Below are 25,658 nucleotides of genomic sequence, written 5' to 3'. Positions count from 1 at the left end.
CCGGTATCTTGTACCGCCGGAATTGCTTTATCGTAACAGATGGAGCCCGTTTGGCGACCCGCCGGACAGGATGAAGCGGTAAAATCTCAAGGAGATGACGGCATGGGCGATGAAAAGATCATCGCGCTCGACATTCCCGGTTTCGGGACGGTGAGCGAGGGAACGCAGGCCTATTTCGACAAGTGCGAGGAAAAACTCGGCCTGGTGCCGAATGTGTTGCGGGCCTATTCCTTCGATGACAAGAAGCTGCGCGCCTTCACCGACATGTACAATGACCTGATGCTCGGCGCGTCCGGCCTGACAAAGCTGGAACGCGAAATGATCGCGGTGGCGGTGTCGTCGGTAAACCATTGCTACTATTGCCTGACCGCGCATGGCGCGGCGGTGCGCGAATTGTCGGGTGACCCGAAACTGGGCGAACAGATGGTGATGAACTATCGGGTGGCCGACCTGACGGGCAAGCAGAAGGCGATGCTGGATTTCGCGGTCAAGCTGACGGAAGCACCGGCGACAATCGAGGAAGGCGACCGGCAGGGCCTGCGCGATGCGGGGTGGAGCGAGCGCGACATCTGGGACATCGCGTCAACGGCGGCTTTCTTCAACATGTCGAACCGCATGGCGGCGGCGACCGACATGCAGCCGAACGACGCCTATCACGGCATGGCGCGCTGACGGCAGGCGATGCCGGTCAGACGATGATGTCGGTGCGGATGGCGTCGAGCGCGGCCTGTGTGGCAGCAAAGAAGGCTGCCACGTGTTCGCCGTCGGCAAGCGCATGGTGAACCTGCACCGATACCGGCATGACGAGCCGGCCGGCCGCATCCTCCCGGTAGCGGCCCCAGGCGATGCGCGGCACGCTATCGTCCGGGCCGCGCAGGGCATGCGTCATGGCCGAGAACGACAGCCAGGGCAGGCATGACAGGAACAGCCATGCGTCCTGCGCCTTCGTCGTGTCCGTCAGGCCGGATTGCTTGCGCGCCGCCGCGATGGCTGTGGTGCAGGCATGGTCGAATGCGGTGAAGTCGGGATCGCGGGCCACTTCGCAAAAGGCGAAGCCGCCTTTTTCGAGCGGAACCGTGAAGGATGCGCCGACGGCATCATGTTCATGGACGCCGGTGTCATCGAAGCGGGTGCGGAATTCGGGCACAGCATTTCCGCCTTCGGTGATGGCGAAAACGCATGCGTTGAAGACCGAGACGCCCTCCGGCTTCAGCCGGCGCACAAGGCGCGTGACCTCAATGGGCGCGGTGATGGAGAAATGCGGCTGGGCATAGGCCCGGAAATGGGCGAACTGGCCGGCGCGCGGCCAGGTCGCGAGGTCGATCTGCCGGGTGCGGCTCATGCCGCGCCGAGGTTGCGGCTCTTCTCGAAGCGCTTGCGCTCATGGGTGTCGAGATAGAGCTTGCGCAGGCGGATGGATTTCGGCGTGACTTCCACCAGTTCATCATCCTGGATCCAGGACAGGGCGCGTTCCAGCGTCATGCGGATCGGCGGGGTCAGCTTGACGGCCTCGTCCTTGCCGGCCGCGCGCACGTTGGTCAGCTTCTTGCCCTTGAGCACGTTGACTTCCAGATCGTTGTCGCGCGAGTGAATGCCGATGATCATGCCGGCATAGACCTTGGCGCCCGGATCGATGACCATGGGGCCACGGTCTTCCAGGTTGAACAGCGCATAGGCCACGGCCTCGCCGGCCTCGTTGGCAATCAGCACACCGTTGATGCGACCGCCGATCTCGCCCTTGTAGGGCTGGTAGTCGTGGAACAGGCGGTTCATGATCGCCGTGCCGCGCGTGTCGGTCAGCAGTTCGGACTGGTAGCCGATCAGGCCGCGCGTCGGGCAGAAGAAGACCAGGCGCTGGCGATTGCCGCCGGACGGGCGCAGTTCCACCATCTCCGCCTTGCGCTCGCTCATCTTCTGGACGACGATGCCGGCATGTTCCTCGTCGACGTCGATGACCACTTCCTCGACCGGTTCGAGAAGCTGGCCGTGCTCATCTTTCTTCATGACGACGCGCGGACGCGAAACGGCAAGTTCGAAGCCTTCGCGGCGCATGGTCTCGATGAGAACGGCAAGCTGCAATTCGCCGCGGCCCGAGACATAGAACGAATCCTTGTCGTCGGCCTCCTCGATCTTCAGCGCCACGTTGCCTTCCGCTTCCTTCAGCAGGCGGTCGCGGATGACGCGGCTGGTCACCTTGTCGCCCTCGGTGCCGGCCAGCGGGCTGTCATTGACGATGAAGCTCATGGTGACCGTCGGCGGGTCGATCGGCTGGGCTTCCATCGGCGCGGTGACGGAGGGATCGCAGAACGTGTCGGCGACGGTGCCCTTCTGCAGGCCGGCAATGGCGACGATATCGCCGGCGCGGCCTTCCTCGATGGGCTGGCGCTCAAGGCCGCGGAAAGCGAGGATCTTGGAGACGCGGCCGGTTTCCAGCAGCTTGCCCTCGCGATCGAGAACCTTGACCGGCTGGTTCGGCTTCACCGAACCCGATGCAATGCGGCCGGTGATGATGCGGCCGAGGAACGGATTGGCTTCGAGGATGGTGCCGATCATGCGGAACGGGCCCGCCTCCACGGACGGCTGCGGCACATGGCGCACGATCAGGTCGAAGAGCGGGCCGAGGCCCTGGTCCTTCGGGCCCTCGGGCGCGACATTCATCCAGCCATCACGGCCCGAACCGTAGAGGACGGGAAAATCGAGCTGTTCGTCGGTGGCGTCGAGATTGGCGAAGAGGTCGAACACCTCGTTGAGCACCTCATCGGGGCGGGCATCGGGCCGGTCGATCTTGTTGACCGCGACGATTGGCTTGAGGCCGACTTTCAGCGCCTTGCCGACGACGAACTTGGTCTGCGGCATCGGGCCTTCGGCGGCATCGACGAGAAGGACCGCGCCATCCACCATGGACAGGATACGCTCCACCTCGCCGCCGAAATCGGCGTGGCCGGGGGTGTCGACGATGTTGATGCGCGTGCCGTTCCACTCCACCGAAGTCGCCTTGGCGAGGATGGTGATGCCGCGCTCCTTTTCCAGATCGTTGGAATCCATGGCACGCTCGGCCACGCGCTGGTTTTCGCGAAACGCGCCGGACTGCTTGAGAAGTTCGTCAACCAGTGTCGTCTTGCCATGGTCAACGTGCGCGATGATCGCGATGTTGCGGAGGGTCATTTTGTATCCCGGAAACTGGGGCGGGGCCTGTTGCCAACGGCCGCCCGCCAATGGTCTTGCCGCGCCTCATACAGGAATTTGTGCAATTGCGAAAGGGGGCGCGTTTGCATGGCTGGTTTGCCGGCCGGGCAGGCATGGCATGCCGGCCTTTCCCCATCGCGTGCGGCGTTCCTATGCCGCAATCAGGCTGCGCGCCATGCCGCGCGCCCAGTGATCGGCGCTGAAGACATCGTCGAGCGTGGCGGCGGCGACATCGGGAGACAGGCGGTCCATCACCTTCTCGACGATCTCCGCCATCTGCAGGAAGCCTGTCCGGCCCTCGATGAAGGCGTCGAGCGCCACTTCCTTGGCGCCGTTGAGCACCGCACCGGCCACGCCGCCGGTCTCCAGTGCCTGCCGTGCCAGCCGCAGGGCCGGGAAACGGGTCTCATCCGGGGCTTCGAAGTCGAGGCGGGCCAGCTTCGCGAAGTCGAGGCGCTCCACCGGCATGTGGGCACGGAAGGGCCAGGCCAGGCAATAGCCGATGGCGGTGCGCATGTCGGAGGGACCGAGCTGGGCCAGGACCGAGCCATCGGCATAGGCGACCATGGAATGGACGATGGATTGCGGGTGGACGATGACTTCCACCTGATCGGGCGAAAGATCGAAGAGGTGGCGCGCCTCGACCATTTCCAGCGCCTTGTTGAACATGGAGGCGCTGTCGATGGAGATTTTCAGTCCCATGGACCAGTTGGGATGCCTGCGCGCGGTCTGCGCCGTCACACCTTCCATCTGTTCACGCGTGAAGGTGCGGAACGGGCCGCCGGAGGCGGTGAGGATGATGCGTTCGACGCCGCGTTTCTGCGACGGATCAAGCACCTGGAAGATGGCGTTGTGCTCGCTGTCGACAGGCAGGAGCGAGCCGCCGGCCTCGCGTACGGCCGCGATGAAGAGATCGCCGGCGGAGACGAGGCATTCCTTGTTGGCAAGCGCCATGACGCCGCCGTTGGCCGCGGCGGCCAGGGTCGGCTCCAGCCCCGCCATGCCGACGATGGCGGCCATGGTGATGTCGGCCGGCCGGCCCGCGGCCTCGATCAGTGCGTTGCGCCCGGCAGCGGCCTCTATGCCGGTGCCGGCCAGCGCGGCCTTGAGATCGCGATAGCGTGTCTCGTCGGCGGTGACAGCGATTTCCGCATTCACGACCTGCGCCTGCTGCGCCAGCAGGTCGATGTTCGAAGCGCCGGTCAGCGCCACCACGTCAAAGGCCTCCGGTCCGCCCATGTGGGCGATGACATCCAGCGAGTTGACGCCGATGGAGCCGGTGCTGCCCAGCACGGAAATGCGCCGGTGCGAGATTGCGCTTGGTTCAGGCGTCATTCGAACTCCGTGCGGCTTGCCGTTGCGCTGCCGGGCTTACCCCGCCACCGTGGGCGGGACAAGCCGTTTCCCGGCGTGTTCAGCAGTAGAGTTCCGTGCCGATCTGCTGGGCGGCCGAGTAGCGGTCGCCATGGGCGAAGCCCACCGGCAGAATGGCCTCGATCTCTTCCAGTTCCGTGGGCCCCAGCGGGATGTCGAGGCTTTGGGCCAGTTGGTCGAGATGCGCCGGCGAGCGGGTGCCGGGAATGGGAATGATGTGATCGCCCTGCGCCAGCGTCCAGGCCGTGGCCAGCGCCGCCGTGCTCCAGCCGTGATCACGGGCATAGGCCCGCAAGGCATCGACACGGGCATTGTTGGTCGACCAGTTGGGCTCCTCGAAGCGGGGATTGACGCGGCGGAAATCGTTCTCGCCGAAGCTGGACGGGTCCGGCGCGGTGTCGGCGAAGATGCCGCGGCCGACGGGCGAAAAGGCGACGAAGGCGACGCCGAGACGCTTGCAGGCCTGGATGAGGCCGAGTTCCGGCAGGCGTGTCCACAGCGAATATTCGTTCTGCACGGCCATGACCGGATGCACGGCACAGGCGCGCTCCAGCGTGGACGGGGCGATCTCGGACAGGCCGATGCCGCCGATCTTGCCCTCGCGCACCAGCGCGGCCATGGTTTCCACGGCCTCTTCCACCGGGATTTCCTGTTCCCGGCGATGGAGATAGTAGAGCGGGATATGGTCGACACCGAGCCGCTTCAGCGAGCCTTCCACGGCCTCACGCACATAGTCGGGCTTGTTGTTGAAATGGCGCTGGGGCTTGGGCACGATGCCGCATTTGGACGCGATGACGAATTCGTTGGGATTGTCCCGGATGAATTCGCCAATGACGGTTTCCGACAGGCCCATGCCATAAAGGAGGGCGGTATCGAGATGGGTGATACCCAGATCCAGCGCCCGTCTGAGCGTGGCAAAACTCTCTGCCTTGTCCGTCGGCCCGTAAAAACCGGCAAAGCTCATGCAGCCGAGGCCGAGCGCGCCGACGTCCGGCCCGTTCGCTCCAAGCTTGCGCTGTTCCATGATCGTCTCCCTCCTTGCTATCGGCCAGAAGGAATAGCGAGCGGAGCGCGAAGGGCAAGCCCCGAGGATAAAAAACGGCGGGCGCAACGGCCCGCCGTTTCCTGGCTGCGATGGCCGGATCAGGCGCTGCGCACCGGATCGAGCGTGATCTTCCACAGTTCCGCGTCGTCGCGGTCCATCAGGCGCACGGTAAGCTGCTCGGTCGCGCCGTCGATATCGACGAGGCCGAAGAACTGAAGGCCCATGGAGGGCGGCAGGTTGGCGCCCTGTTCCGGCGTCGGCGCCTTCACGAACTTCACTTCCGGGCCGAAGGTCATGTCGAGCGCGTTCGGGCCGAAGGTGCCGGCATGGAGCGGGCCGGAGACGAATTCCCAGAACGGGTTGAAGTCCTGGAACTGCGCCTTCGAGGGGTCGTAGTAATGGGCGGCGGTGTAGTGAACATCCGCCGTCAGCCAGACCGTGTTGTCGATGCCGGCGGTCTTGATGAAGCGCAGCAGGTCGGCGATTTCCAGTTCGCGGCCTTTTGCCGGGCCGTTGTCGCCATTGGAAATGGCCTCGGCGCCGGCCTGTTCCTTCCAGTTGTCCCAGACGACCAGGCCGATCGGCATGTCGGAGGCGATGACCTTCCAGGTGGCCCTGGAGCCGGCCAGCTCGCGCTTGAGCCACCTGACCTGCTCTTCGCCCAGAATGCGGCTTTCCGGCGTCATGTCCGTTTCCATCGACGCGCCATTGGCACCGCGATAGCTGCGCAGGTCGAGGAAGAAGATGTCCAGCATCGGGCCGTAGGCGACCTTGCGATAGACGCGGCCCGGTTCCGCGGGCGTGTAGCGGATCGGCGTCATCTCATGGAAAGCGCGGCCCGCGCGGGCAGCGAGCACATGGACCGACTTCTCCGTGTAGCGGTAGTCGCCCATCAGGTTCTTGGAGTCCGACCAGTTGTTGACCACTTCATGGTCGTCCCACTGGAAGAAGGTCGGGCAGATGGCATTGAGCGCGCGCACATGCTCGTCCATCATGTTGTATTTCCACTGGCCGCGATATTCATCAAGGGTCTCGGCGACCTTGCGCTTCTCATCGATCAGCACCCTGTTGACCCATTTGGTGCCGTCCTTCAGCTCCACCTCGTCCTTCATCGCCCCGTCGGCATAGATGGTGTCGCCGGAATGGATGAAGAAATCGGGCGTGTGACGGGCCATGGTGGCATAAGTCTTCATGCCGTCGTCATCGATGCCCCAGCCCTGACCGGCGGTGTCGCCCGACCAGGCAAAGCGGATGTCGCGGCGGCCGGCGGGGGCAGTGCGGAAGCGCCCGATGACCGGCTCGGACGTGGCGTTGAGATCGGAGAGGTCGGCGGCGGTCATGCGGAAGAAGACGTCCTGGTCGGCTGCCAGGTCCGCGACAAGGCGCTTGACCGCGAAATCGCTCTCGGGAAGCGCGTTCAGCGGCGCAAGGCGCGTGGCGTTGGCGAAGTCCTCGCGCGTGGCCACTTCCATCATCACGCGGGCGGGGCGGTCGGTGCGGCCCCAGATCATGCCCGACGACATGTCCACGTCACCCGACTGCACACCATGGGTGAATGCCGGGCGCTGGCTGGCGCGCGAATAGAACGGCATGGCAAGGCCGGAGGCGGCCACGAGGCCGGTTGCGCCGGCCGAGGCCATGAAACCGCGGCGGCTCATCTTCATCATTTTCGACATGACGGGTTCCCTCAAAACTGGATCAGGCGCCTTCTGCTGGCGCCGGCGGGAACCTCGGATGTTTCAGTGACAGCTTGTTGTCCGGTTTGTAATCGTTTCAAGAAGCTTGTGTGACAGCGGGCCATCAACGCAAAAAGCCCGGGTGGATCGCCCGAACAATTTCGCAGTGTCCCGGCGCCTTGTCCGGACGAAACAGTCTGCAACCTTTTCCGGACGTGCCGGTTTGCCTCCGCCGCACTTCCGGCACGAAAAAGTCTGCAACTTTTTCTGGACGTGCCGTTTGTTTCCGCCGCACGGTCCGGACGAAAAAGTCTGCAACTTTTTCTGGACGTGCCGGGTTTCCCCTGGCGCACTGTCCGGACGAAAAAGTCTGCAACTTTTTCTGGACGTGCTCAGTGCCTGAAATGCCTCATGCCTGTCGTCACCATGGCGATGCCGTGCTCGTCGGCGGCGGCGATCACCTCGTCGTCGCGCATCGAACCTCCCGGCTGGATCACCGCCGTGGCCCCTGCTTCGACAGCGGACAGCAAGCCGTCGGCAAACGGGAAGAAGGCGTCGGAGGCGACCACGCAGCCTTTCGTCAGCGGTTCGGAAAGCCCGGCCGCCTCGGTGGCATCCAGCGCCTTGCGGGCGGCAATGCGGGCGGAATCGACACGGCTCATCTGGCCGGCGCCAATGCCGACGGTGGCAAGGCCGCGGGCATAGACAATGGCGTTGGACTTGACGTGCTTGGCAACCCGGAAGGCAAACCTGAGATCGGCCATTTCCTCGTCTGTGGGCGCGCGCTTGGTCACCACCTTCAGGTCGAGATCATCGACGACGCCATTGTCGCGGTCCTGGATCAGCAGGCCACCGGCCACGGATTTCGCCGTGATGCCGCGGGCGCGCGGGTCCGGCAGGCCGCCTGCCACCAGCAGGCGCAGGTTCTTCTTCGCCGCGACGATGGCGCGGGCCTCGTCGGTGGCGTCAGGCGCGATGATGACCTCGGTAAAAATCTTGACGATTTCCTCGGCGGCGGCCGCATCCAGCGTGCGGTTGAGCGCAACGATGCCGCCAAAGGCGGACACCGGATCGCAGCGCAGCGCATTCAGATAGGCTTCGCGCAGATCGCCGCCCTCGGCCACGCCGCACGGGTTCGCGTGCTTGATGATGGCGACGGCGGCGGCGCGGGCCGGATCGAACTCGGCGACAAGCTCAAAGGCGGCGTCGGTGTCGTTGATGTTGTTGTAGGAAAGCTGCTTGCCCTGCAACTGGGTCGCCGTGGCCACGCCCGGACGCCGGTCGCCGGTGAGATAGAAACCGGCCTTCTGGTGCGGATTCTCGCCATAGCGCATGACCGAATGCAGACGGCCGGCGACAGCGCGGTGGCGCGGCGCCTCCAGCTTCAGCGTCTCGGCAAACCAGCCGGAAATGGCGGCATCATAGGCGGCGGTGCGGGCAAAGGCCGCGGCCGCAAGCTGCTGGCGGAAGGCATGGGTCAACTGCCCCGCATGGGCCTGCAACTCGTCGAGAACGGCGGCGTAGTCCTGCGGATCGGTAACAATGCCGACATAGGCGTGGTTCTTGGCCGAGGCGCGCACCATGGCAGGACCGCCAATGTCGATGTTCTCCACCGTCGAGGGATAATCGCCGCCGGAGAAGCGCACGTCCTCGAAGGGATAGAGATTGATGACCGCAAGGTCGATCGGGCGGATGTCATGGGCCTGCATGGCGGCCGCATGGTCCTCATCGTCACGAATGGCCAGAAGGCCGCCATGGACGGAAGGATGGAGCGTCTTGACGCGGCCGTCCATGATTTCCGGAAAGCCGGTGATGTCGGAGACATCGTGGACCGGAATGCCCGCTTCCTTGATGGCCCTGGCCGTGCCGCCGGTGGAAACCAGTTCGACCGACAGGTCGTGCAGGGCGCGGGCAAATTCGACGAGGCCGGTCTTGTCGGAGACCGACAGCAGGGCGCGGCGGACACGCACCAGGTCGGGTGCGGGAATCTTCTTGGATTGAACGGCCATGGGGGCGGCAAGCCTTTCGCTTCAAACGGCATGCGGGACGGAATGGCGCGCAGTTAGCACAGGTTCACGCCGGTTCCAACGTTTCAGCCCATGGGACATAGGGATGAAGGCGGATCAGGCCTCGCCATGGGCCTGCGGCGGGACACGGGTCAGCCGCCAGCGGATCTCGGGAATTTCCGAAGCCTTGAACGCCAGAACCACCTGGCTCGTCTTTTCCGGGCCGGCAATACCGGCGAAGAAGATGGATTCCTCGATCATCGGCTGTACGCCGCCGGTGGTGAAGACCCAACTGTCGCCCGCGGGAGCGGAAAGAATGACCTGCCCGTGCTCATCCTGCCAGATGCCGATGTCGGGATGGACATGAAAGCGCAGCGCGACCGCATCGTTGCGGGCCCTTGGCGCTTCGCCACCGGGCCTGAAGAAACGGTCCGCCCCGTCGAGAACATGGCCGTTTTCACGCAGCATCACGCTGCGCTCGTGAATGATGCCGAAACGGGAGACATAGCCGTCGTGACTGGCGGTAAAGGCACGGTGGCCTTCGCCGTCATGGCGCTCGCAGGGGGTCTTGCGCGGCCCCTGCACCAGAGGGGCGCCGATGATGTCGCTGGTCCAGCCGGTGGAAGCGAAGCGGGCCGATGAGCTGTCGTTCAGCGTGGCTGTCGAATGGGCAGCCGTGGCGCGCGACAGGGCCAGGAATTCAGCCGGGCCGAAAACATCGACGCCGCAATTGACGATGAAGTGATGGCGGCCGGACGACATCTCGAAGGAAAGGCAGCCGGCATGGGCGCGGCCGGCGACATCGGGTGGCGGCGCGGCGCCGGTATCGGCGATCACGGTCGTGTTGCCGAGTTGCAGGCGGTTGAACCCGGTATGGGTGGCATGGGTCAGCGGCGTGCCCTGCGTCTCGTCATGCTGGAGTATGGCCATGATGCGGTCGGGGCTGGTCGCGCCGGCGCCATTGAAGCGGGCAAGATTGCCATCCTGGTGACGAAAGAAGCGCAGCATGGGCAGCATGCGCTCGACGGCGGGGATGAGCTCCGGCGGCGGCGTTTCACCCTGACTGGCATAGGTCTGGCGCAGGGGCAGGAGGTCGGCAAGCAGTTCCAGAACGGCCATCGGACTGCGCGAGACATGACCGCCATCGGGCAGGATCTGCTCCTTCAGTTCCATGTCGAGACGGCGGGCGGCCTGGCGAACGGAAGCCGGGCTCTGCGGCAGGGAGAGGCTGGCCAGGGCGATGGCGATGCGCGCGCGCAGCCGGTCCTCGCCGGCCGGCATGTCCGGCACCATGGCGCGCAGATAGCGGATCTGGGCGCTCAGCGAGCGCAGGTAGGTGCGATAGAAGGGCAGTTCGCAACCCTGCAGAACCACGGTGGAATGTTGCAGCCATGCGATGACGCGAATGGCCGTTGTCGACGGATTCCAGGCGGGCTCGCCGATGCGGCCACCATGAATGGCGATCCAGTCGGAAACCAGGGCGCGGGCATTGGCATTGGCGAGATCGGTGCCAGCTTCGCGCATGTGGCGCAGCCAGCGGAAACCGTGCAGGGCCTCCGTCCAGGCTCGGTTGCGGATGTCGAGGCGGAAGGGCGATTCACCGCCGGTCTCGACCACATGGCCAGCCAGCGCGAAGCGGCCGGCATAGATGTCGGCGGCAATGTGCCCGTCGGCGAGCCGGAGATCAGGTGGCGCAACCAGAACCCGCTCGGGCGCGCGGCCGGAAAAGCGCCAGCGAAAAAGCGGCCCGACGCGCATGCGCAGGCGAGCGCGGCGCCACAATTCGCGCAGCACGAGTGGCCAGAGCCGGGGCCTGTCAGCGGCGGTCGTCGCCAAGCACACACTCCTCCTGAAAACGCGCTGCGCGGAATGGTAGACGATTCAAGGCGTTATGCGAAGCGCAAAACGAAGCGCGGCTGTGGACGGACCAGTTTCAGGCAAGGCGGGTGAGCCGAACTGCAAAAAATCCGTCAAGGCCGGCGCGTGCGGGGTCGTCGGCGGGCCAGTCCGCCGGTGTCGTTCGCAGCCAGCCCTGAGGCGCGATGAAGCCGTCGGCGCCGGGCAGTTCGCCGGGCCGGAGGGGATCGACAGCCAGGTCGCCGCGGCTTTCCAGCAGCGACAGGATCATGCGTTCACCCTCGGCATGGTCGAGCGAGCAGTTGGAAAAGACGACCCTGCCGCCGGGCCGGACCATCGCGACGGCATGCGCCAGCAGTTCCGCCTGAAGCGAGGCCAGTTTTTCGATGTCCGCCGGCGTCTTGGTCCAGGGCACATCAGGATGCCGCCGCACGGTGCCGGTCGACGAGCACGGCGCGTCCAGCAGAACGGCATCATAGGGCTCCTCGGGCCGATGGGTCCGCAGGTCGCCCGCGACGGTTCGGGCCTCAAGGCCGAGCCGGGCCAGGTTTTCGCGCAGGCGGCGCAAACGGTTTTTGGACAGGTCGAGCGCCGTCACGCTGGCACCGGCCAGGGCAAGCTGTGCGGTCTTTCCGCCCGGTGCGGCGCACAGGTCGGCAACACGTCTGCCGGCGATGGGGCCCATCATGCGGGCGGGCAGGGCGGCGGCGGCATCCTGCACCCACCATTGGCCGTCGCCATAGCCCGGCAAATCCGGCACGGGCGCGGCGAGGCGGGCAACGCGCACCGAACCGGTGGGAAGCACGATGCCGCCCAATGCACTTGCCCAGTGATCGGGGTCATCTTTTACGGTGAAATCCACCGGCGCTTCATGGCGGTGCATGGCAAGGACCCGAGCGGCGGTTTGCGCGCCGTAATCGGCGGTCAGGCGTTCGGCAAACCAGTCGGGCGCATCCACGGTCTGGTGCAGGGCAGCGGCACGGGCACGTTCGCCGCCACGCTGGATGGAGCGCAGGATCGCGTTGACCAGATTGGCGAAACGCCGGCTACGCGGATCGGCCTGGGCGTGGCTGACGGCAAGATCCACCGCAGCGCTGTCCGGGACGGACAGAAAAAGCACCTGTGCGGCGCCGACATGGAGGATGTGCGAAAGGACGGTGGCGTTTGCCGGCAGGGCCCGGTCCAGCCGCTTGTCGATCATGGCCTGGATCGTGCGGCGATGGCGCAGGGCCGACATCAGGATCGCACGGACCAGGGCGCGGTCGCGCGGCTCCAGCTTCATGTAATCCGGGTGGCCGTGGTCATTGTCGGTCAGGCCGTCCATCGATGACCGGGCATCGACGATGGCGCCGAGCAGGCGCGCGGCGGTCCGGCGGGCTGCAAGGCCCGGCCTTTCGGGCGCGGCATCGGGCTGGCTCGGCTTTGCGCGCGGCGCCGGGCGCCGGCGTGGTTTCGTGCTCAAGACCATGGCCCTTCATCGTCGCGGCCTTCAGCGCCAACGCGACGCTTGACCGACGGCACGCGCGCAGGCGAGCGGCGGGGGGCGGTCCTGTCAGGCGCATCCGTGCGCGCCACTTCGCCCCAGGGCCCGGAGGACGGCCGCGCAGGCGCCGCGGCCCTGCCCGACGCGGCCGGAGCGAATGACGGGTCTCCGGCCATCGCCATCAGCGCGGCAATCCGGTTCGCGGTGTCGGGATGGGTGGAGAACAGATTGTCCATGTTCTGGCCGGACAGCGGATTGATGATGAACATGTGCGCCGTGGCCGGGTTGCGCTCGGCATCGCCGTTGGGAATGGTGCGCGCACCCATGGCAATCTTTTCAAGCGCATTGGCAAGCCAGTCCGGCCGTCCGCAAATTTCAGCGCCGCGGCGGTCGGCGGCATATTCGCGTGTGCGGCTGATGGCCATCTGCACCAGCATGGCGGCCAGCGGGGCGACGATCATGGCGGCGAGAACGCCGACAAAGCCGAGGGGATTGTTGTTGTCGCGATTGCCGCCGAAGAAGAAGGCGAAATTTCCGAGCATGGAAATGGCGCCTGCAATGGTGGCGGTGACGGTCATGATCAGCGTGTCGCGATGTTCCACATGGGCCAGTTCATGGGCCATGACGCCGGCCACTTCCTCGTGCGAAAGGGCCTTGAGCAGGCCGGTTGTCGCGGCTACGGCGGCGTTTTCCGGGTTGCGCCCGGTGGCGAAGGCATTGGGCTGCGGGTTGTCGATGACATAGACCTTTGGCATGGGCAGGCCGGCATTGTCGGCCAGTTCGCGCACCAGGGCGTGAAATTCCGGCGCGCTGGTCTCGTCCACCTCGCGGGCATGGTGCATGGACAGCACCATCCTGTCGGCATTCCAGTAGGAAAAAAGGTTCATGCCGGCGGCGATGACAAAGGCGATGACCATGCCGGTGGAGCCGCCGATCAGGAAACCCATGCCCATGAAGAGCGCGGTCATCGCGGCCAGCAGCATGGCTGTCTTCATCGTGTTCATCGTTCGGCTCTCCGAAAAAGGCGGGGGGTCGATCCGCCGTCTCATGTGGCTTATATGATGGGGAGCGGGAAGCACAACTTCAATTGCAGGCGGCGTGCCGCCGGACGGAATGGCAATGCGTGACATGACAGATGCAAGGCAGGACATGGCGCAGGACGCTGACGGCGCCGCTGCGCGGGCACAGGACACGGCGCGCCGGCGGTTGGAGGACCTTCCTCCGGCCGCTCAACGGGCCCTGAAAGAAGCCGCCGAACGCCGCCAAGCCTATGAGGCCGCCGAAAAGGCGATGGCAAAGGAACTCGGCGGCCGCGGCGGCAAGGAACCCGTGCGTTACGGCGACTGGGAGATCAAGGGGCTGGCCATCGACTTCTGAGGCGCCCTGTGGCGGAACGGCCGGCGCGAGTGACCGCCGGTCTCGGGAATAAAATCCTATTTGGCTTGCCTTGCGGGGGAAATAGGAATAATGTCTCTTTCATGCTGCTTCGCCTCGCCTGTCCGGTTCTTCTGTTCTGCCACCTGTTTTCCGCCCTGCCGGCTGCGGCGCAGGACACCATTCGCGGCCCTGTCGAGGCGGAGGTCATCCGGGTGATCGATGGCGATTCGGTGCTTGCGGTCGCACAAATCTGGCCGGGACATTCGGTTACCGTGTCGGTGCGTATTCGCGGGGTGGACGCGCCGGAACTGCGCGGGCGGTGCGGCGCGGAAAAGGCGGCGGCGCGCAAGGCGCGGGATTCGCTGGCCGGATTCCTGCAGGACGGGCATTTGCGGCTGACGAACATTTCCGGCGGGAAGTATTATGGTCGGGTGCTGGCCGATCTGGCGCGGGCCGACGGCCGCGGCGCTTCCGCTTTCCTTCTGGAGGCCGGGCTGGCGCGGCCCTATGGCGGAGGACGGCGGCAGGACTGGTGCCCCTGAGGCAGAGGAACCGCAGCCATTCCGGGTCGGGCCATGCAAAGCAAACGAGGCCTTTTGACCGCGAGGCCAAACATGCGAAGCGCCGCCCCCGTTGCTCCGGTCGGTGTGACCGGCGGGGGCGGCGCCGCAATTCCGTGAACGGGCGCGAGCCTGTCTGAAGCGAACCGGCGAAGGCCGGTTTACCTCATGGCGTCACGCACGCTTCCTTCAGAGGCTGCTCCGAAGGAGCGACGATCCGCTTGCACTCACGTCCTTCAGGAAATCACTCGACATCGGATCACCTCCTTTCATTTCGTTGAACATGTCTAGAAGGTGTGGTCATGGGCGGCGATTGTCAAGGCCGGTGGCGCGACGGGGCCGCGCGACCGGCTCGCCGCACGAAAACGCCCCGCGGCCAGGGCCACGGGGCGTTCCTTGTCTGCGATGACGCAGGGCGGACTGACCGCCCTGAGCGCCTTGTCAGTGATGGGCGATGTGGGGCGCGGCGCCGGCACCGCGCGGCGTGCGGATGCTCTCGATGAGCTCCTGGATTTCCGCCGGCGGTTCCTCGGTCGCCGAGGCGACGGCATAGGCGACCACGAAGTTGACCAGCGCGCCCACAGCGCCGATGGACAGCGGGGAGATGCCGAAGACCCAGTTGGCGGCATTGTCCGGCAACTGGTTGGTGCCCGGAATGAAGAACCAGCCCTTGTAGACAAAGATGTAGACGATGGTGAACAGGAGACCTGCCAGCATGCCGGCCACAGCGCCCTTGTTGTTGATCCTCTTGGAGAAGATACCCATCATCAGCGCCGGGAAGATGGACGCGGCGGCAAGACCGAATGCCAGTGCGACCGTCTGGGCCGCGAACCCGGGCGGATTGAGGCCGAGCCAGGTCGCGACCACGATCGCCACCGCCATCGAGATGCGGGCTGCAAGCAGCTCGCCCTTTTCCGAAATGTTCGGATTGATGGCGCCCTTGATGAGATCGTGGCTGATGGCCGATGCAATCGCCAGCAACAGGCCGGCTGCCGTCGACAGGGCGGCGGCGAGGCCACCGGCGGCGACCAGCGCGATCACCCAGCCGGGAAGCTTCGCGATCTCCGGATTGGCCAGAACGAGGATGTCGTTGTTGACCGACAGTTCATTGCCCTGCGGGTTGGACGCGGCAAGGGCTTCAGGCGTTGCGGCGGCCTTGTCGTTGTAGAACTGGATGCGCCCGTCACCATTCTTGTCCTCGAACTTGAGCAGGCCGGTGATTTCCCAGTTCTTCATCCACTGCGGACGGGCCTCGTATTCGAGGGCCTGTTCGCTGACACCGTTCGGGTAGACCGTCTGGAGGATGTTCAGGCGGGCCATGGCGCCGACGGCCGGAGCCACCAGATAGAGCAGGGCGATGAAGACCAGCGCCCAACCGGCCGACCAGCGGGCGTCCGACACCCTCGGCACCGTGAAGAAGCGGATGATGACGTGCGGCAGGCCCGCGGTGCCGATCATCAGCGACAGGGTGAAGAGGAACATGTTGAAGGTGTTGGTATGGTGACCGGTATAGCTGTTGAAGCCCAGTTCGGTGACGATCTGGTCGAGCTTGACCAGCAGCGGCGTGCCATCGGACACGTCGCCGAACAGGCCGAGCGGCGGCAGCGGGTTACCGGTGAGCTGCAGCGAGATGAAGATCGCCGGGACCGTGTAGGCGAAGATCAGCACGACATACTGGGCGACCTGGGTATAGGTGATGCCCTTCATGCCGCCGAACACGGCGTAGAAGAAGACGACAGCGGCGCCGATCAGCAGGCCGGTCGTGTTATCCACTTCCAGGAAGCGTGAGAAGGCCACGCCGACGCCGGTCATCTGGCCGATGACGTAGGTCACCGAGGCGACGATCAGGCAGAGAACCGCCACCATGCGCGCGGTGCTGGAATAGAAGCGGTCGCCGATGAATTCCGGCACGGTGAACTTGCCGAACTTGCGCAGATAGGGCGCGAGCAGCATGGCAAGCAGCACGTAGCCGCCGGTCCAGCCCATCAGGAAGGTTGAATTGTCATAGCCGACGAAGGCGATCAGGCCGGCCATCGAGATGAAGGAGGCGGCCGACATCCAGTCGGCGCCCGTCGCCATGCCGTTGAGCACGGGATGGACGCCGCGGTTGGCGGCATAGAACTCGGAGGTCGATCCGGCGCGGGCCCAGAAGGCGATGCCGATATAGACCAGGAACGATCCACCGATGAAAACGAGATTGAGTGCATACTGGCTCATGATCGATCCCCCTTATTCCTCGTCGAAGTCATACTGACGATCGAGCGCGTTCATGCGAAACGCGTAGAAGAAGATCAGCACGATGAAGACCAGGATCGATCCCTGCTGGGCGAACCAGAAGCCGAGATCCGTTCCGCCGACCTGAATACCGGCGAGCATCGGGCGCAGCAGGATGCCGAACCCGAACGAGACGAGCGCCCAGATGACGAGTGATCCGATCATCAGCCGGACGTTTGCGCGCCAATAGTCGGCTGCGCGCTGTTCCTTGTTGTCCATCAAACCCTCCCAGGTCATTGGAACAGCCAGTCCCCCCATGAGACATGGCTTCGGCATTTCATTAACCGCTTCCCGGAATGACGAAAGCCCGACATTGGGTTTATAGCCGAAGGACTCATGCCCGGCGCATACCGCGCCATCGTCCGGTCCGGAAGAAATCCAATATTTCAGTATGTTAAAAACGAAACGGCCGGGGAGCATCCCCGGCCGTTGGCATGTCGTGACGTGGCCTGACGGGCGCCTCAGCCCTTCTTGTTCTGGCGGTTGTCGATCAGGTCGTCGACAACGGTCGGATCGGCGAGCGTCGACGTGTCGCCGAGTGCGCCGAAATCGTCCTCGGCGATCTTGCGCAGGATGCGGCGCATGATCTTGCCGGAGCGGGTCTTGGGAAGGCCCGGCGCGACCTGGATCTTGTCCGGCGAGGCAATCGGCCCGATTTCGGCGCGGACATGGGCGACGAGCTCCTTGCGCAGGGCATCGTTGCCTTCCTCGCCTTCCATCAGGGTGACGTAGCAGTAGATGCCCTGGCCCTTGAGATCGTGCGGATAGCCGACGACCGCGGCCTCCGAGACCTTGGGATGGGCGACAAGCGCGCTTTCCACTTCCGCGGTGCCCATGCGATGGCCGGAGACGTTGATCACGTCATCGACGCGGCCGGTGATCCAGTAGTAGCCGTCCTCGTCGCGGCGGCAGCCGTCGCCAGTGAAATACTTGCCGTGATAGGTCGAGAAGTAGGTCTGCTCGAAGCGCTCGTGATCGCCATAGACGGTGCGCATCTGGCCCGGCCAGCTGTCGGTGATGCACAGGTTTCCTTCCGTGGCGCCATCAAGCACGTTGCCCTCGTTGTCCACCAGTTGCGGCTTGACGCCAAAGAAGGGCCGTGTCGCCGATCCCGGCTTGAGATCGGTCGCGCCGGGCAGCGGCGTGATGAGAATGCCTCCGGTCTCGGTCTGCCACCAGGTGTCGACGATCGGGCAGCGCTCCTCGCCGACCACGGTGTAGTACCATTCCCAGGCTTCCGGGTTGATCGGTTCGCCGACCGAGCCCAGCACGCGCAGGCTCTTGCGCGAGGTCTTCGTGACATGCTCGTCGCCGGCGCCCATCAGCGCGCGGATGGCGGTGGGCGCGGTGTAGAAGATGGAAACATCGTGCTTGTCGACCACGTCCCAGAAGCGCGACGGCGAGGGATAGTTCGGCACGCCCTCGAACATCAGCGTTGTCGCGCCGTTGGCCAGCGGGCCATAGACGATGTAGGAATGGCCGGTGACCCAGCCCACGTCAGCGGTGCACCAGTAGACCTCGCCCTCATGATAGTCGAAGACGTATTGATGCGTCATCGAGGCATAGACAAGATAGCCGCCGGTGGTGTGCATCACGCCCTTCGGCTTGCCGGTGGAGCCGGACGTGTAGAGGATGAAGAGCGGGTCTTCCGCGTTCATCTCCTCGGGCGGGCAATCGGCGGAGGCATCTGCCATGGCCTCGTGGTACCAGATGTCGCGGCCGTCCTTCATGGCAACGGTGCCGCCCGTGCGCTCGACGACGAGGACGTGACGGACCTTCGCGCCGGCCTTCTCGGCAATCTCGATGGCCTTGTCGGTGTTGGTTTTCAGCGGCACCTTCTTGCCGCCGCGCAGGCCTTCGTCGGAGGTGATGACGAATTCGGAACCGCAATCCTCGATGCGCCCGGCCAGTGCATCGGGCGAGAAGCCGCCGAAGACGATGGAATGGATGGCGCCGATGCGGGTGCAGGCCAGCATGGCATAGGCGGCTTCCGGGATCATCGGCATGTAGATGGTGACGCGGTCACCCTTCTTCACGCCGTTGGCCTTCATCACGTTGGCAAGCCTGTTCACCTGTTCGGACAGTTCGCGATAGGTGATCTTGCGATCCTCGGAGGGATCGTCGCCTTCCCAGAGAATGGCGACCTGATCGCCGCGCTTTTCCAGATGACGGTCGATGCAATTGGCCGAGACGTTGAGCGTGCCGTCCTCGAACCATTTGATCGCCACGCCCGGCGTATTGAAACTGGTGTTCTTGACCGTGGAAAACGGCTTGATCCAGTCGACGCGCTTGCCATGCTCGGCCCAGAAGCCTTCCGGGTCCTCCACAGAGCGGTTGTACCAGGCCAGATAGGTGTCATTGTCGATCAGCCCGTTGGCTTTCCAGTCCGGCTTGACCGGATGCACATTCACACTCATGAGGTTTCCTCCATGTTCTGAGCCCGGATCACGCTTGCCCGTTCCCCCGGCAAACAAGTCCAGCGGTGAAGTCGGGCCTCTCTTAGCATCGGCGTTCCCCGCCTGAAATTAGACGTTCGATCCGCCCTTGCCACCTTTGGCATGCGTCTTTCGCATGAGGCGCCGGGCAGGAAAGCCGTCCGGCGCGGGCGAAGGTCAGGCCGGACGGGCGCGGCTGCCGAAAATCGCCGAGCCGACGCGCACATGGGTGGCGCCGAATGCGACTGCCGTCTCGTAGTCGCCGGACATGCCCATGGAAACATTGCGCACGCCAGCCTCGCGTGCCAGCTTTTCCAGCAAGGCGAAATGGGGACCGGGATTCTCGTCCGCCGGCGGAATGCACATCAGCCCCTCGATTTCGAGCCCGTGGATGTCGCGGCAACGGGTGATGAAGGCGGCGGTCTCGCGCGGATCGATTCCCGCCTTTTGCGGCTCGAGGCCGGTATTGACCTGTACATAGAGCGCGGGATGGCGGTCCTGCCGGCGCATTTCCCTGGCAAGCTCGGCGGCGATCTTCTCGCGGTCGACGGATTCGATGACGTCGAACAGGGCGACGGCGTCCTTCGCCTTGTTGGACTGAAGCGGGCCGATCAGGTGCAGTTCGACGTCCGGGAAAGCGGCGCGCAGGTCCGGCCATTTGGCCTGCGCCTCCTGCACCCGGTTCTCACCGAAGATGCGCTGGCCGGCGTCGAGCACCGGGCGGATGTCCTCTGCACCGAAGGTCTTTGAGACGGCGACAAGGGCGACATCGCCGGGCTCGCGTCCGGCTTGCCTGGCTGCCTTCGCGATCCTGTCGCGCACCGTCTGCAACTGTGCCGCGCTTGTGTTCATTGCGCCTCTCTTGCCTTTCTTTCATGCGTCCGGGGCGGAACTCCGGCCATCACAGGTTGACGGTTGCGCCAAAGCATGGTGAAGGTCCGCCCACAATCCCTTCGAGCCACGTTATCAAGCGAAAACCCGGACATGGCAACCGAACGCTACAACCCGCGTGCCGCGGAACCCAAATGGCAGCAGGCCTGGGCGGAGAAGAAGCTCTTCGAGACGAAGAACGACGATCCGAAGCCGAAATACTATGTGCTGGAGATGTTCCCCTATCCGTCCGGGCGCATCCACATGGGCCATGTGCGCAACTACACGATGGGCGACGTGGTGGCCCGCTACAAGCGCGCCAAGGGCTTCAACGTGCTGCATCCGATGGGATGGGACGCCTTCGGCATGCCGGCGGAAAACGCAGCCATGGCCAACAAGACGCATCCGGCACAATGGACCTATGCCAATATCGACACGATGCGCGGGCAACTGAAATCCATGGGCCTGTCGCTGGACTGGTCGCGCGAGTTCGCCACCTGCGATGTGGATTATTACCACCGTCAGCAGATGCTGTTTCTCGACTTCCTGGACAAGGGCCTGGTCGGGCGGCGTGTCTCCAAGGTCAACTGGGACCCGGTGGACATGACGGTGCTGGCCAACGAACAGGTGATCGACGGGCGCGGCTGGCGCTCCGGCGCGCTGGTGGAGCAGCGCGAACTGGCACAATGGGTGTTCCGTATCACCGATTATTCGCAGGACCTGCTGGACGCTCTGGACGACCTCGACCAGTGGCCGGAAAAGGTCCGGGTGATGCAGAAGAACTGGATCGGCCGGTCGGAAGGGCTTCAGGTGCGCTGGGCCATGGTGCCGCAAACCGCGCCGGAAGGCTTCGACGATCTTGACGTCTACACGACGCGGCCCGACACGCTGTTCGGCGCCTCCTTCATGGCGATTTCCGCCGATCACCCGCTGGCGCGCAAGGCGGCAGAAGGCAATCCGGCGCTGGCTGACTTCTGCGACGAGTGCCGGCGCATGGGCACATCACTGGCGGCGCTGGAGACGGCGGAGAAGAAGGGCTTCGATACGGGCATCCGCGTTGTCCACCCCTTTGACGAAAACTGGACGCTGCCGGTCTACGTGGCCAATTTCGTGCTGATGGACTACGGCACGGGCGCGATCTTCGGTTGTCCGTCGGGCGACCAGCGCGACCTCGACTTCGCCAACAAGTACGGCCTGCCGGTGGTTCCCGTGGTGATGCCGAAGGATGGCGATGCCGCTTCCTTCCAGATCACCGAGGAGGCCTATGTCGGCGACGGGGTGATGATCAACTCGCGCTTCCTGGACGGGATGACACCGGACGAGGCCTTCGAGGCCGTGGCGTCCCGACTGGAAAACACCATGCTGGGCGGGCGCCCGCAAGGTGAGCGCAAGGTGCAGTTCCGTCTGCGCGACTGGGGCATCTCACGGCAGCGCTACTGGGGATGCCCGATCCCGGTCATTCATTGCGAAAGCTGCGGCACCGTGCCGGTGCCCAAGAAGGATCTGCCGGTCAAGCTGCCCGACGATGTGGAATTCGACCGGCCCGGCAACCCGCTGGACCGGCATGCGACCTGGCGTCACGTCTCCTGCCCGAAATGCGGCGCCGACGCCCGGCGCGAGACCGACACCATGGACACGTTCGTCGATTCGTCCTGGTATTTCGCCCGCTTCACCGCGCCATGGGAAAACGATCCGACCGATCCGGCCGCGGCCAATGGTTGGCTGCCGGTGGACCAGTATATCGGCGGAATCGAACACGCGATCCTGCACCTGCTCTATTCGCGCTTCTTCACCCGCGCCATGCGCGCGACCGGCCACCTGGACATCGACGAGCCGTTCAAGGGCCTGTTCACCCAGGGCATGGTGGTGCACGAGACCTACAAGGGGCCGGAAGGCTGGGTGGAGCCGGCCCGTGTGCGCATCGAGGAGGTGGACGGCCAGCGCAAGGCGTTCCTGATCGACGACGGCGCGGAGATCGCCATCGGCGCGATCGAAAAGATGTCGAAGTCGAAGAAGAACGTGGTCGACCCCGATGACATCATCGCGTCCTATGGCGCGGATACGGCGCGCTTCTTCATGCTTTCGGATTCGCCGCCGGACCGTGACGTGATCTGGACCGAAGCCGGGGTGGAAGGCGCGCACCGCTTCGTGCAGCGCGTCTGGCGCCTGGTGTCGGAGACCGCCGGCTCGCTTGCAGGCGTGGCGCCCGCTTCCGGCGACAATCCGGTGTCCAAGGCAGCACACAAGACCGTCAAGGCGGTGAGCGAAGACATCGAGAAGCTCAATTTCAACAAGGCCGTGGCACGGCTTTACGAAATGGTGAACGCGATTGCCCAGCCGCTCGGCGAGATTGCCGCCGGCAAGGGCGATGCGGCCGGCAAGGCCGCCGCACGCGATGCGGTTGAAAAGCTGGTGGTGATGCTGGCGCCGATGATGCCGCACCTGGCTGAGGAATGCTGGGCGGCGATCGGCGGCGAAGGCCTGGTTGCCGAACAGGCCTGGCCGGATTTCGATCCGGCGCTGGTGACCGAAAACGAAATCGCCTACCCGGTCCAGATCAACGGCAAGAAGCGCGGCGATTTGACAATCGCCCGCGACGCGGACAAAGCTGCCGTCGAAGCGGCGGTGCTGGCGCTGGACTTCGTCCAGAAGGCGCTGGAGGGCAAGCCGCCGCGCAAGGTGATCGTGGTGCCGCAAAGGATCGTCAATGTCGTCGTCTGATCGCATGGGCCGGGGGGCGGCCCGCATAGTCGCCGTCATGTGCGTGGCCGGGCTGGCCGGCTGCACGGTGGAGCCGCTTTACGGTTCCTCGGCAAGGCTCGAAACCGCCTCGGTGGAGCCAGGCGCGGCGCGGCTGACATCGGTTTCGGTCGCACCGGTGGATACGCGGGAAGCCCAGCAGGTACGCAACCACCTGATCTTCATGTTCAACGGCGGGGCAGGCCAGCCCGCCGATGCGCGCTACCGGCTCGGATTCGATCTGACCAAGCGCGACCTGAGGGTGCTGGATGTCCAGCTTTCGGACGGCAGCAACGACCTCGATCCCACGGCGGGAACCGTCGAACTGCGCGCCGACTATGTCCTCACCGATATGCAGACGGGCGAGAAGGTCGCCACGGGCACGCGATCGGCGATGGCCTCCTATGACCGTCCACGCCAGTTCTACAGTGCATGGCGCGGCGAAAAGGATGCAGCCGACAGGGCCGCGCGGGAACTTGCGGAATTCATGCGGCTTGCCGTGGCGCAGGATCTCAAACGCGCCGGACCCTGACCGCCGCCGTCTTCCGCCGACAAGTCAGGCGCGCTTTCGTGCCTGGTCCTGCTTTGCGGCCGAAAGCCAGGTGCCTGTCAGGCTGGTCAGCTTGGCCGGCGAGACCGGCTTTTCAAGGCGGCCATCGAGCAATCCGGGCAAGGCGCCGTGCATGGCGCCGGGGCCGTCCCGCGAGACCAGCACGAAGACCAGCGGCGGCGAGCCATCGGGAAGCAATCCGTTGCGGCGCACCGCCATGGCCACGTCGCTCCACTCGATATCGGGAAGGACGCTGTCGACGAGTGTCAGCCGCGGGTGCTGTTCGCGGGCGATGGCAATGGCCTGTTCGCCCGATGAAGCGATCCGGTAATCGAGGCCGAGCGCGTCGAGCGCCTGGCGGCAGGCTGCCTGCTGGAACTCGTTGTCCTGGACGAGCAGGATGTCGAGCGTGGCGCGGGCCGGGCGGACCTGTTGCGCGGCCGGCTCGCCCATCGTGTCCAGTTCGGTCAGCGTATCCCCTGCGGGACCTTTCCTTCCTCCGGTCTCGTGGCCCCGTGAAATGGCCGATACAACCGCCTCACGCAGAGCGGCGGATCGCGCGGGTTTCGTCAGCCGCTTCGTGATGGCGGGATCGAAGCCGGCCATGTCGAGATCGTCCGGGTCGACAGACGACAGGAAGACGACGGGCAGATCGGCGCCGGCGGCGGTCGCGCGCATCCTGCGGGCCGTGTCGGGTCCGTTCAGGCCCGGCATGTGACAGTCCATGATCACGCAGTCGACCCGCGCTCCCAGGGCCCGGGACCGCTCGAAGAAGGCGAGCCCGAGCGCGCCGCTTTCCACGGCCGCGGCCTCGAATTCCCAGCCCTGCATCTGCTCGGTCAGGATGGAGCGGTTGACGGGGTTGTCATCGACGATGAGGATCCGCGCGCCCTGTATCCCCGGCGGCAGGTGGACGGGCGCTTCAAGCACTTCATGGACGTCGAGCGGCAGATGGACCCAGAAGCTTGAACCCTCTCCCGGCTGGCTCTCGACGCCGATCTCACCGCCCATCATGTGGACCAGACGCAGCGCGATCGCCAGCCCCAATCCGGCACCCTCGTGCCGTTTGCGGGCACCGCCATCCTCGGTGAAGCGGTCGAAAATGCCAGCCAGCCGCTCCGCCTCGATGCCAGGGCCGGTGTCTTCCACGCGGAGGCTGATCCTGGCAGCCCCGCGTTCCACCTTGCCCGAAACATCGATCAGGACGTGCCCGCGCCCGGTGAACTTGACGGCATTCGAAACCAGGCAGGACAGGATTTGCCGGACGCGGCCGGCATCCCCGACAAAGTATCGCGGCATGGAGGAATCGAAACGGTCGATGATCTCGACGCCCTTTGCCGCGGCCTCCCTTGCGTGAGCCTGGGCGACATCCTCGACAGCCTCGGAAAGACAGAAGGGCTGCGGGTCGAGCATGAGCTGCCCGGCTTCGATCCTGGCGAAGTCGAGCATGTCATTGACCGTTGCGAGCAGGGCGTTGCCGGACTTGATGATGACGTTGGTATAGGTGGCCTGCCGGGGATCCTGGCCGGTGCGGGCCAGAAGCTCGGCCATGCCAAGCACACCATTGAGCGGGGTGCGAATTTCATGGCTCATGCTGGCCACGAACTCGCCCTTGGCGCGCTCGGCGCGGGCCGCCGCCTGCTGCAGCGATTCCATCCGCGCGCGCGCATCAACGCCCTCCACGAAGCCAGCGAAATTCTTGTAGAGCGATTCCAGTGCCAGCACCGCCGTGACGATGTAACCGATGGCCAGGGCGATGTTGTTCACACCTGGAAAGAAGACCGGCAGGAGCAGCATGCCGGGCAGCGAACCCAGAAAGACCGCCAGCGCGGCAGCGGGAAGAGCCTGCAGGCAATAGCCGCAAAGGGCGATGGTCAGCAGCGTGCTGAGCGCGGCCTGTGTTGCTTCGGTCTCGCCGGCGGCGATAAGCGGCGGGATCATGATCGCGGCGGGAAAGACAAGGCCGGCGGCGAACGCATGCACCACCGTCTGCCAGAGGATGTTCCGGCTTTCCGGCGCGCTGGTCTGCCGTTTTCGCGTCCGCCACCAGACCGCCCCGCGCATGGCGGTGAAGAGAACCAGCGAAACGAGCGGGGTGAGCGCCACCCAGGCTGGCGCATAGGCCGAAGCCAGCAGGGCCTGTATGGCCGCGAGAACCAGGATGCCGGAAAACAGCGGGACGACAGCAGCGCGCAGGAGCCGGAACTGCGCGTCCGTCAGCAAATC

Annotated in this window: 19 protein-coding genes; 5 read left to right on the top strand and 14 right to left on the bottom strand. The window is 65.0% G+C overall.

Translation table 11 applies throughout. The features are described 5' to 3' along the window. Positions 1 to 102 precede the first annotated feature (102 nt). Entirely contained in the window at positions 103 to 672 is a 570-nt protein-coding gene (locus tag R3D65_RS17860; protein WP_371276634.1) for a peroxidase-related enzyme, read from the top strand. Between the two features lie 16 nt (positions 673 to 688). On the opposite strand, the gene R3D65_RS17855 is transcribed toward R3D65_RS17860, so the two are convergent. The 9 genes from R3D65_RS17855 to htpX form a co-directional block, all read right to left on the bottom strand. Beyond that, a complete protein-coding gene (locus R3D65_RS17855) occupies positions 689 to 1,342 on the bottom strand; it encodes a CatA-like O-acetyltransferase (RefSeq protein WP_371276633.1) in 654 nt (217 codons plus the stop codon). Continuing rightward, a complete protein-coding gene (gene typA / locus R3D65_RS17850; RefSeq protein ID WP_371276632.1) occupies positions 1,339 to 3,165 on the bottom strand; it encodes a translational GTPase TypA in 1,827 nt (608 codons plus the stop codon). Before typA ends, R3D65_RS17855 begins: the two co-directional genes overlap by 4 nt. Positions 3,166 to 3,336: 171 nt before the next feature. After that, positions 3,337 to 4,521, bottom strand: coding sequence for a 1-deoxy-D-xylulose-5-phosphate reductoisomerase (gene dxr, locus R3D65_RS17845; RefSeq protein ID WP_371276631.1), 1,185 nt, complete (start codon positions 4,519 to 4,521; stop codon positions 3,337 to 3,339). Positions 4,522 to 4,600: 79 nt separating this feature from the next. After that, positions 4,601 to 5,584, bottom strand: coding sequence for an aldo/keto reductase (locus R3D65_RS17840; protein ID WP_371276630.1), 984 nt, complete (start codon positions 5,582 to 5,584; stop codon positions 4,601 to 4,603). A gap of 119 nt (positions 5,585 to 5,703) precedes the next feature. After that, complete coding sequence (locus R3D65_RS17835) at positions 5,704 to 7,272, bottom strand: alkaline phosphatase (protein ID WP_371276837.1); 1,569 nt, start codon at positions 7,270 to 7,272, stop codon at positions 5,704 to 5,706. A gap of 401 nt (positions 7,273 to 7,673) precedes the next feature. Beyond that, a complete protein-coding gene (purH, locus tag R3D65_RS17830; RefSeq protein WP_371276629.1) occupies positions 7,674 to 9,290 on the bottom strand; it encodes a bifunctional phosphoribosylaminoimidazolecarboxamide formyltransferase/IMP cyclohydrolase in 1,617 nt (538 codons plus the stop codon). Positions 9,291 to 9,404: 114 nt separating this feature from the next. Then, positions 9,405 to 11,123, bottom strand: coding sequence for a heparinase II/III family protein (locus R3D65_RS17825; protein WP_371276628.1), 1,719 nt, complete (start codon positions 11,121 to 11,123; stop codon positions 9,405 to 9,407). Between the two features lie 97 nt (positions 11,124 to 11,220). Continuing rightward, complete coding sequence (locus tag R3D65_RS17820) at positions 11,221 to 12,612, bottom strand: RsmB/NOP family class I SAM-dependent RNA methyltransferase (RefSeq protein ID WP_371276627.1); 1,392 nt, start codon at positions 12,610 to 12,612, stop codon at positions 11,221 to 11,223. Next, complete coding sequence (gene htpX / locus R3D65_RS17815; RefSeq protein ID WP_371276626.1) at positions 12,603 to 13,631, bottom strand: zinc metalloprotease HtpX; 1,029 nt, start codon at positions 13,629 to 13,631, stop codon at positions 12,603 to 12,605. The genes R3D65_RS17820 and htpX overlap by 10 nt, the downstream gene beginning before the upstream one ends. 145 nt (positions 13,632 to 13,776) lie before the next feature. Between htpX and R3D65_RS17810 the strand changes: the two genes are divergently transcribed. Both R3D65_RS17810 and R3D65_RS17805 read left to right on the top strand, forming a co-directional pair. Then, positions 13,777 to 14,004 carry a DUF1674 domain-containing protein gene (locus tag R3D65_RS17810; RefSeq protein WP_371276835.1) on the top strand — a complete coding sequence of 76 codons (228 nt, stop codon included), beginning with the start codon at positions 13,777 to 13,779 and terminating at the stop codon, positions 14,002 to 14,004. A 101-nt stretch (positions 14,005 to 14,105) separates the two neighbouring features. Then, a complete protein-coding gene (locus R3D65_RS17805) occupies positions 14,106 to 14,546 on the top strand; it encodes a thermonuclease family protein (RefSeq protein WP_371276625.1) in 441 nt (146 codons plus the stop codon). 459 nt (positions 14,547 to 15,005) lie between these two features. On the opposite strand, the gene R3D65_RS17800 is transcribed toward R3D65_RS17805, so the two are convergent. From R3D65_RS17800 to R3D65_RS17785, 4 genes are all read right to left on the bottom strand, one after another. Further along, a complete protein-coding gene (locus R3D65_RS17800; protein WP_371276624.1) occupies positions 15,006 to 16,781 on the bottom strand; it encodes a sodium:solute symporter family protein in 1,776 nt (591 codons plus the stop codon). Positions 16,782 to 16,793: 12 nt separating this feature from the next. Next, the gene (locus R3D65_RS17795; protein WP_371276834.1) at positions 16,794 to 17,060 is read right to left on the bottom strand and encodes a DUF4212 domain-containing protein; all 267 of its coding nucleotides are present in this window, start codon (positions 17,058 to 17,060) and stop codon (positions 16,794 to 16,796) included. 239 nt (positions 17,061 to 17,299) lie between these two features. Then, positions 17,300 to 19,255, bottom strand: coding sequence for an acetate--CoA ligase (gene acs / locus R3D65_RS17790; protein WP_371276623.1), 1,956 nt, complete (start codon positions 19,253 to 19,255; stop codon positions 17,300 to 17,302). Positions 19,256 to 19,450: 195 nt separating this feature from the next. Next, positions 19,451 to 20,125: a YggS family pyridoxal phosphate-dependent enzyme gene (locus R3D65_RS17785; protein ID WP_371276622.1), complete on the bottom strand. Its 675-nt coding sequence runs from the start codon at positions 20,123 to 20,125 to the stop codon at positions 19,451 to 19,453. A gap of 132 nt (positions 20,126 to 20,257) precedes the next feature. Here R3D65_RS17785 and leuS point away from each other — a divergent pair, with 132 nt between their 5' ends. Together leuS and lptE are read left to right on the top strand one after the other, a co-directional pair. After that, positions 20,258 to 22,864, top strand: a complete 2,607-nt coding sequence (gene leuS / locus R3D65_RS17780) for a leucine--tRNA ligase (RefSeq protein ID WP_371276621.1) — start codon at positions 20,258 to 20,260, stop codon at positions 22,862 to 22,864. After that, complete coding sequence (gene lptE / locus R3D65_RS17775; protein WP_371276620.1) at positions 22,851 to 23,414, top strand: LPS assembly lipoprotein LptE; 564 nt, start codon at positions 22,851 to 22,853, stop codon at positions 23,412 to 23,414. Before leuS ends, lptE begins: the two co-directional genes overlap by 14 nt. A 24-nt stretch (positions 23,415 to 23,438) precedes the next feature. Here lptE and R3D65_RS17770 read toward each other — a convergent pair whose 3' ends face one another. Then, positions 23,439 to 25,655, bottom strand: coding sequence for a response regulator (locus tag R3D65_RS17770; RefSeq protein ID WP_371276619.1), 2,217 nt, complete (start codon positions 25,653 to 25,655; stop codon positions 23,439 to 23,441). Between the last annotated feature and the right edge of the window lie 3 nt (positions 25,656 to 25,658).

The sequence above is a fragment of the Zhengella sp. genome (genome assembly GCF_041397485.1).
GTDB lineage: Bacteria > Pseudomonadota > Alphaproteobacteria > Rhizobiales > Rhizobiaceae > Zhengella.
Note: the sequence above shows the minus strand (reverse complement) of the source record. Positions and strands in the feature narration are given on the sequence as shown.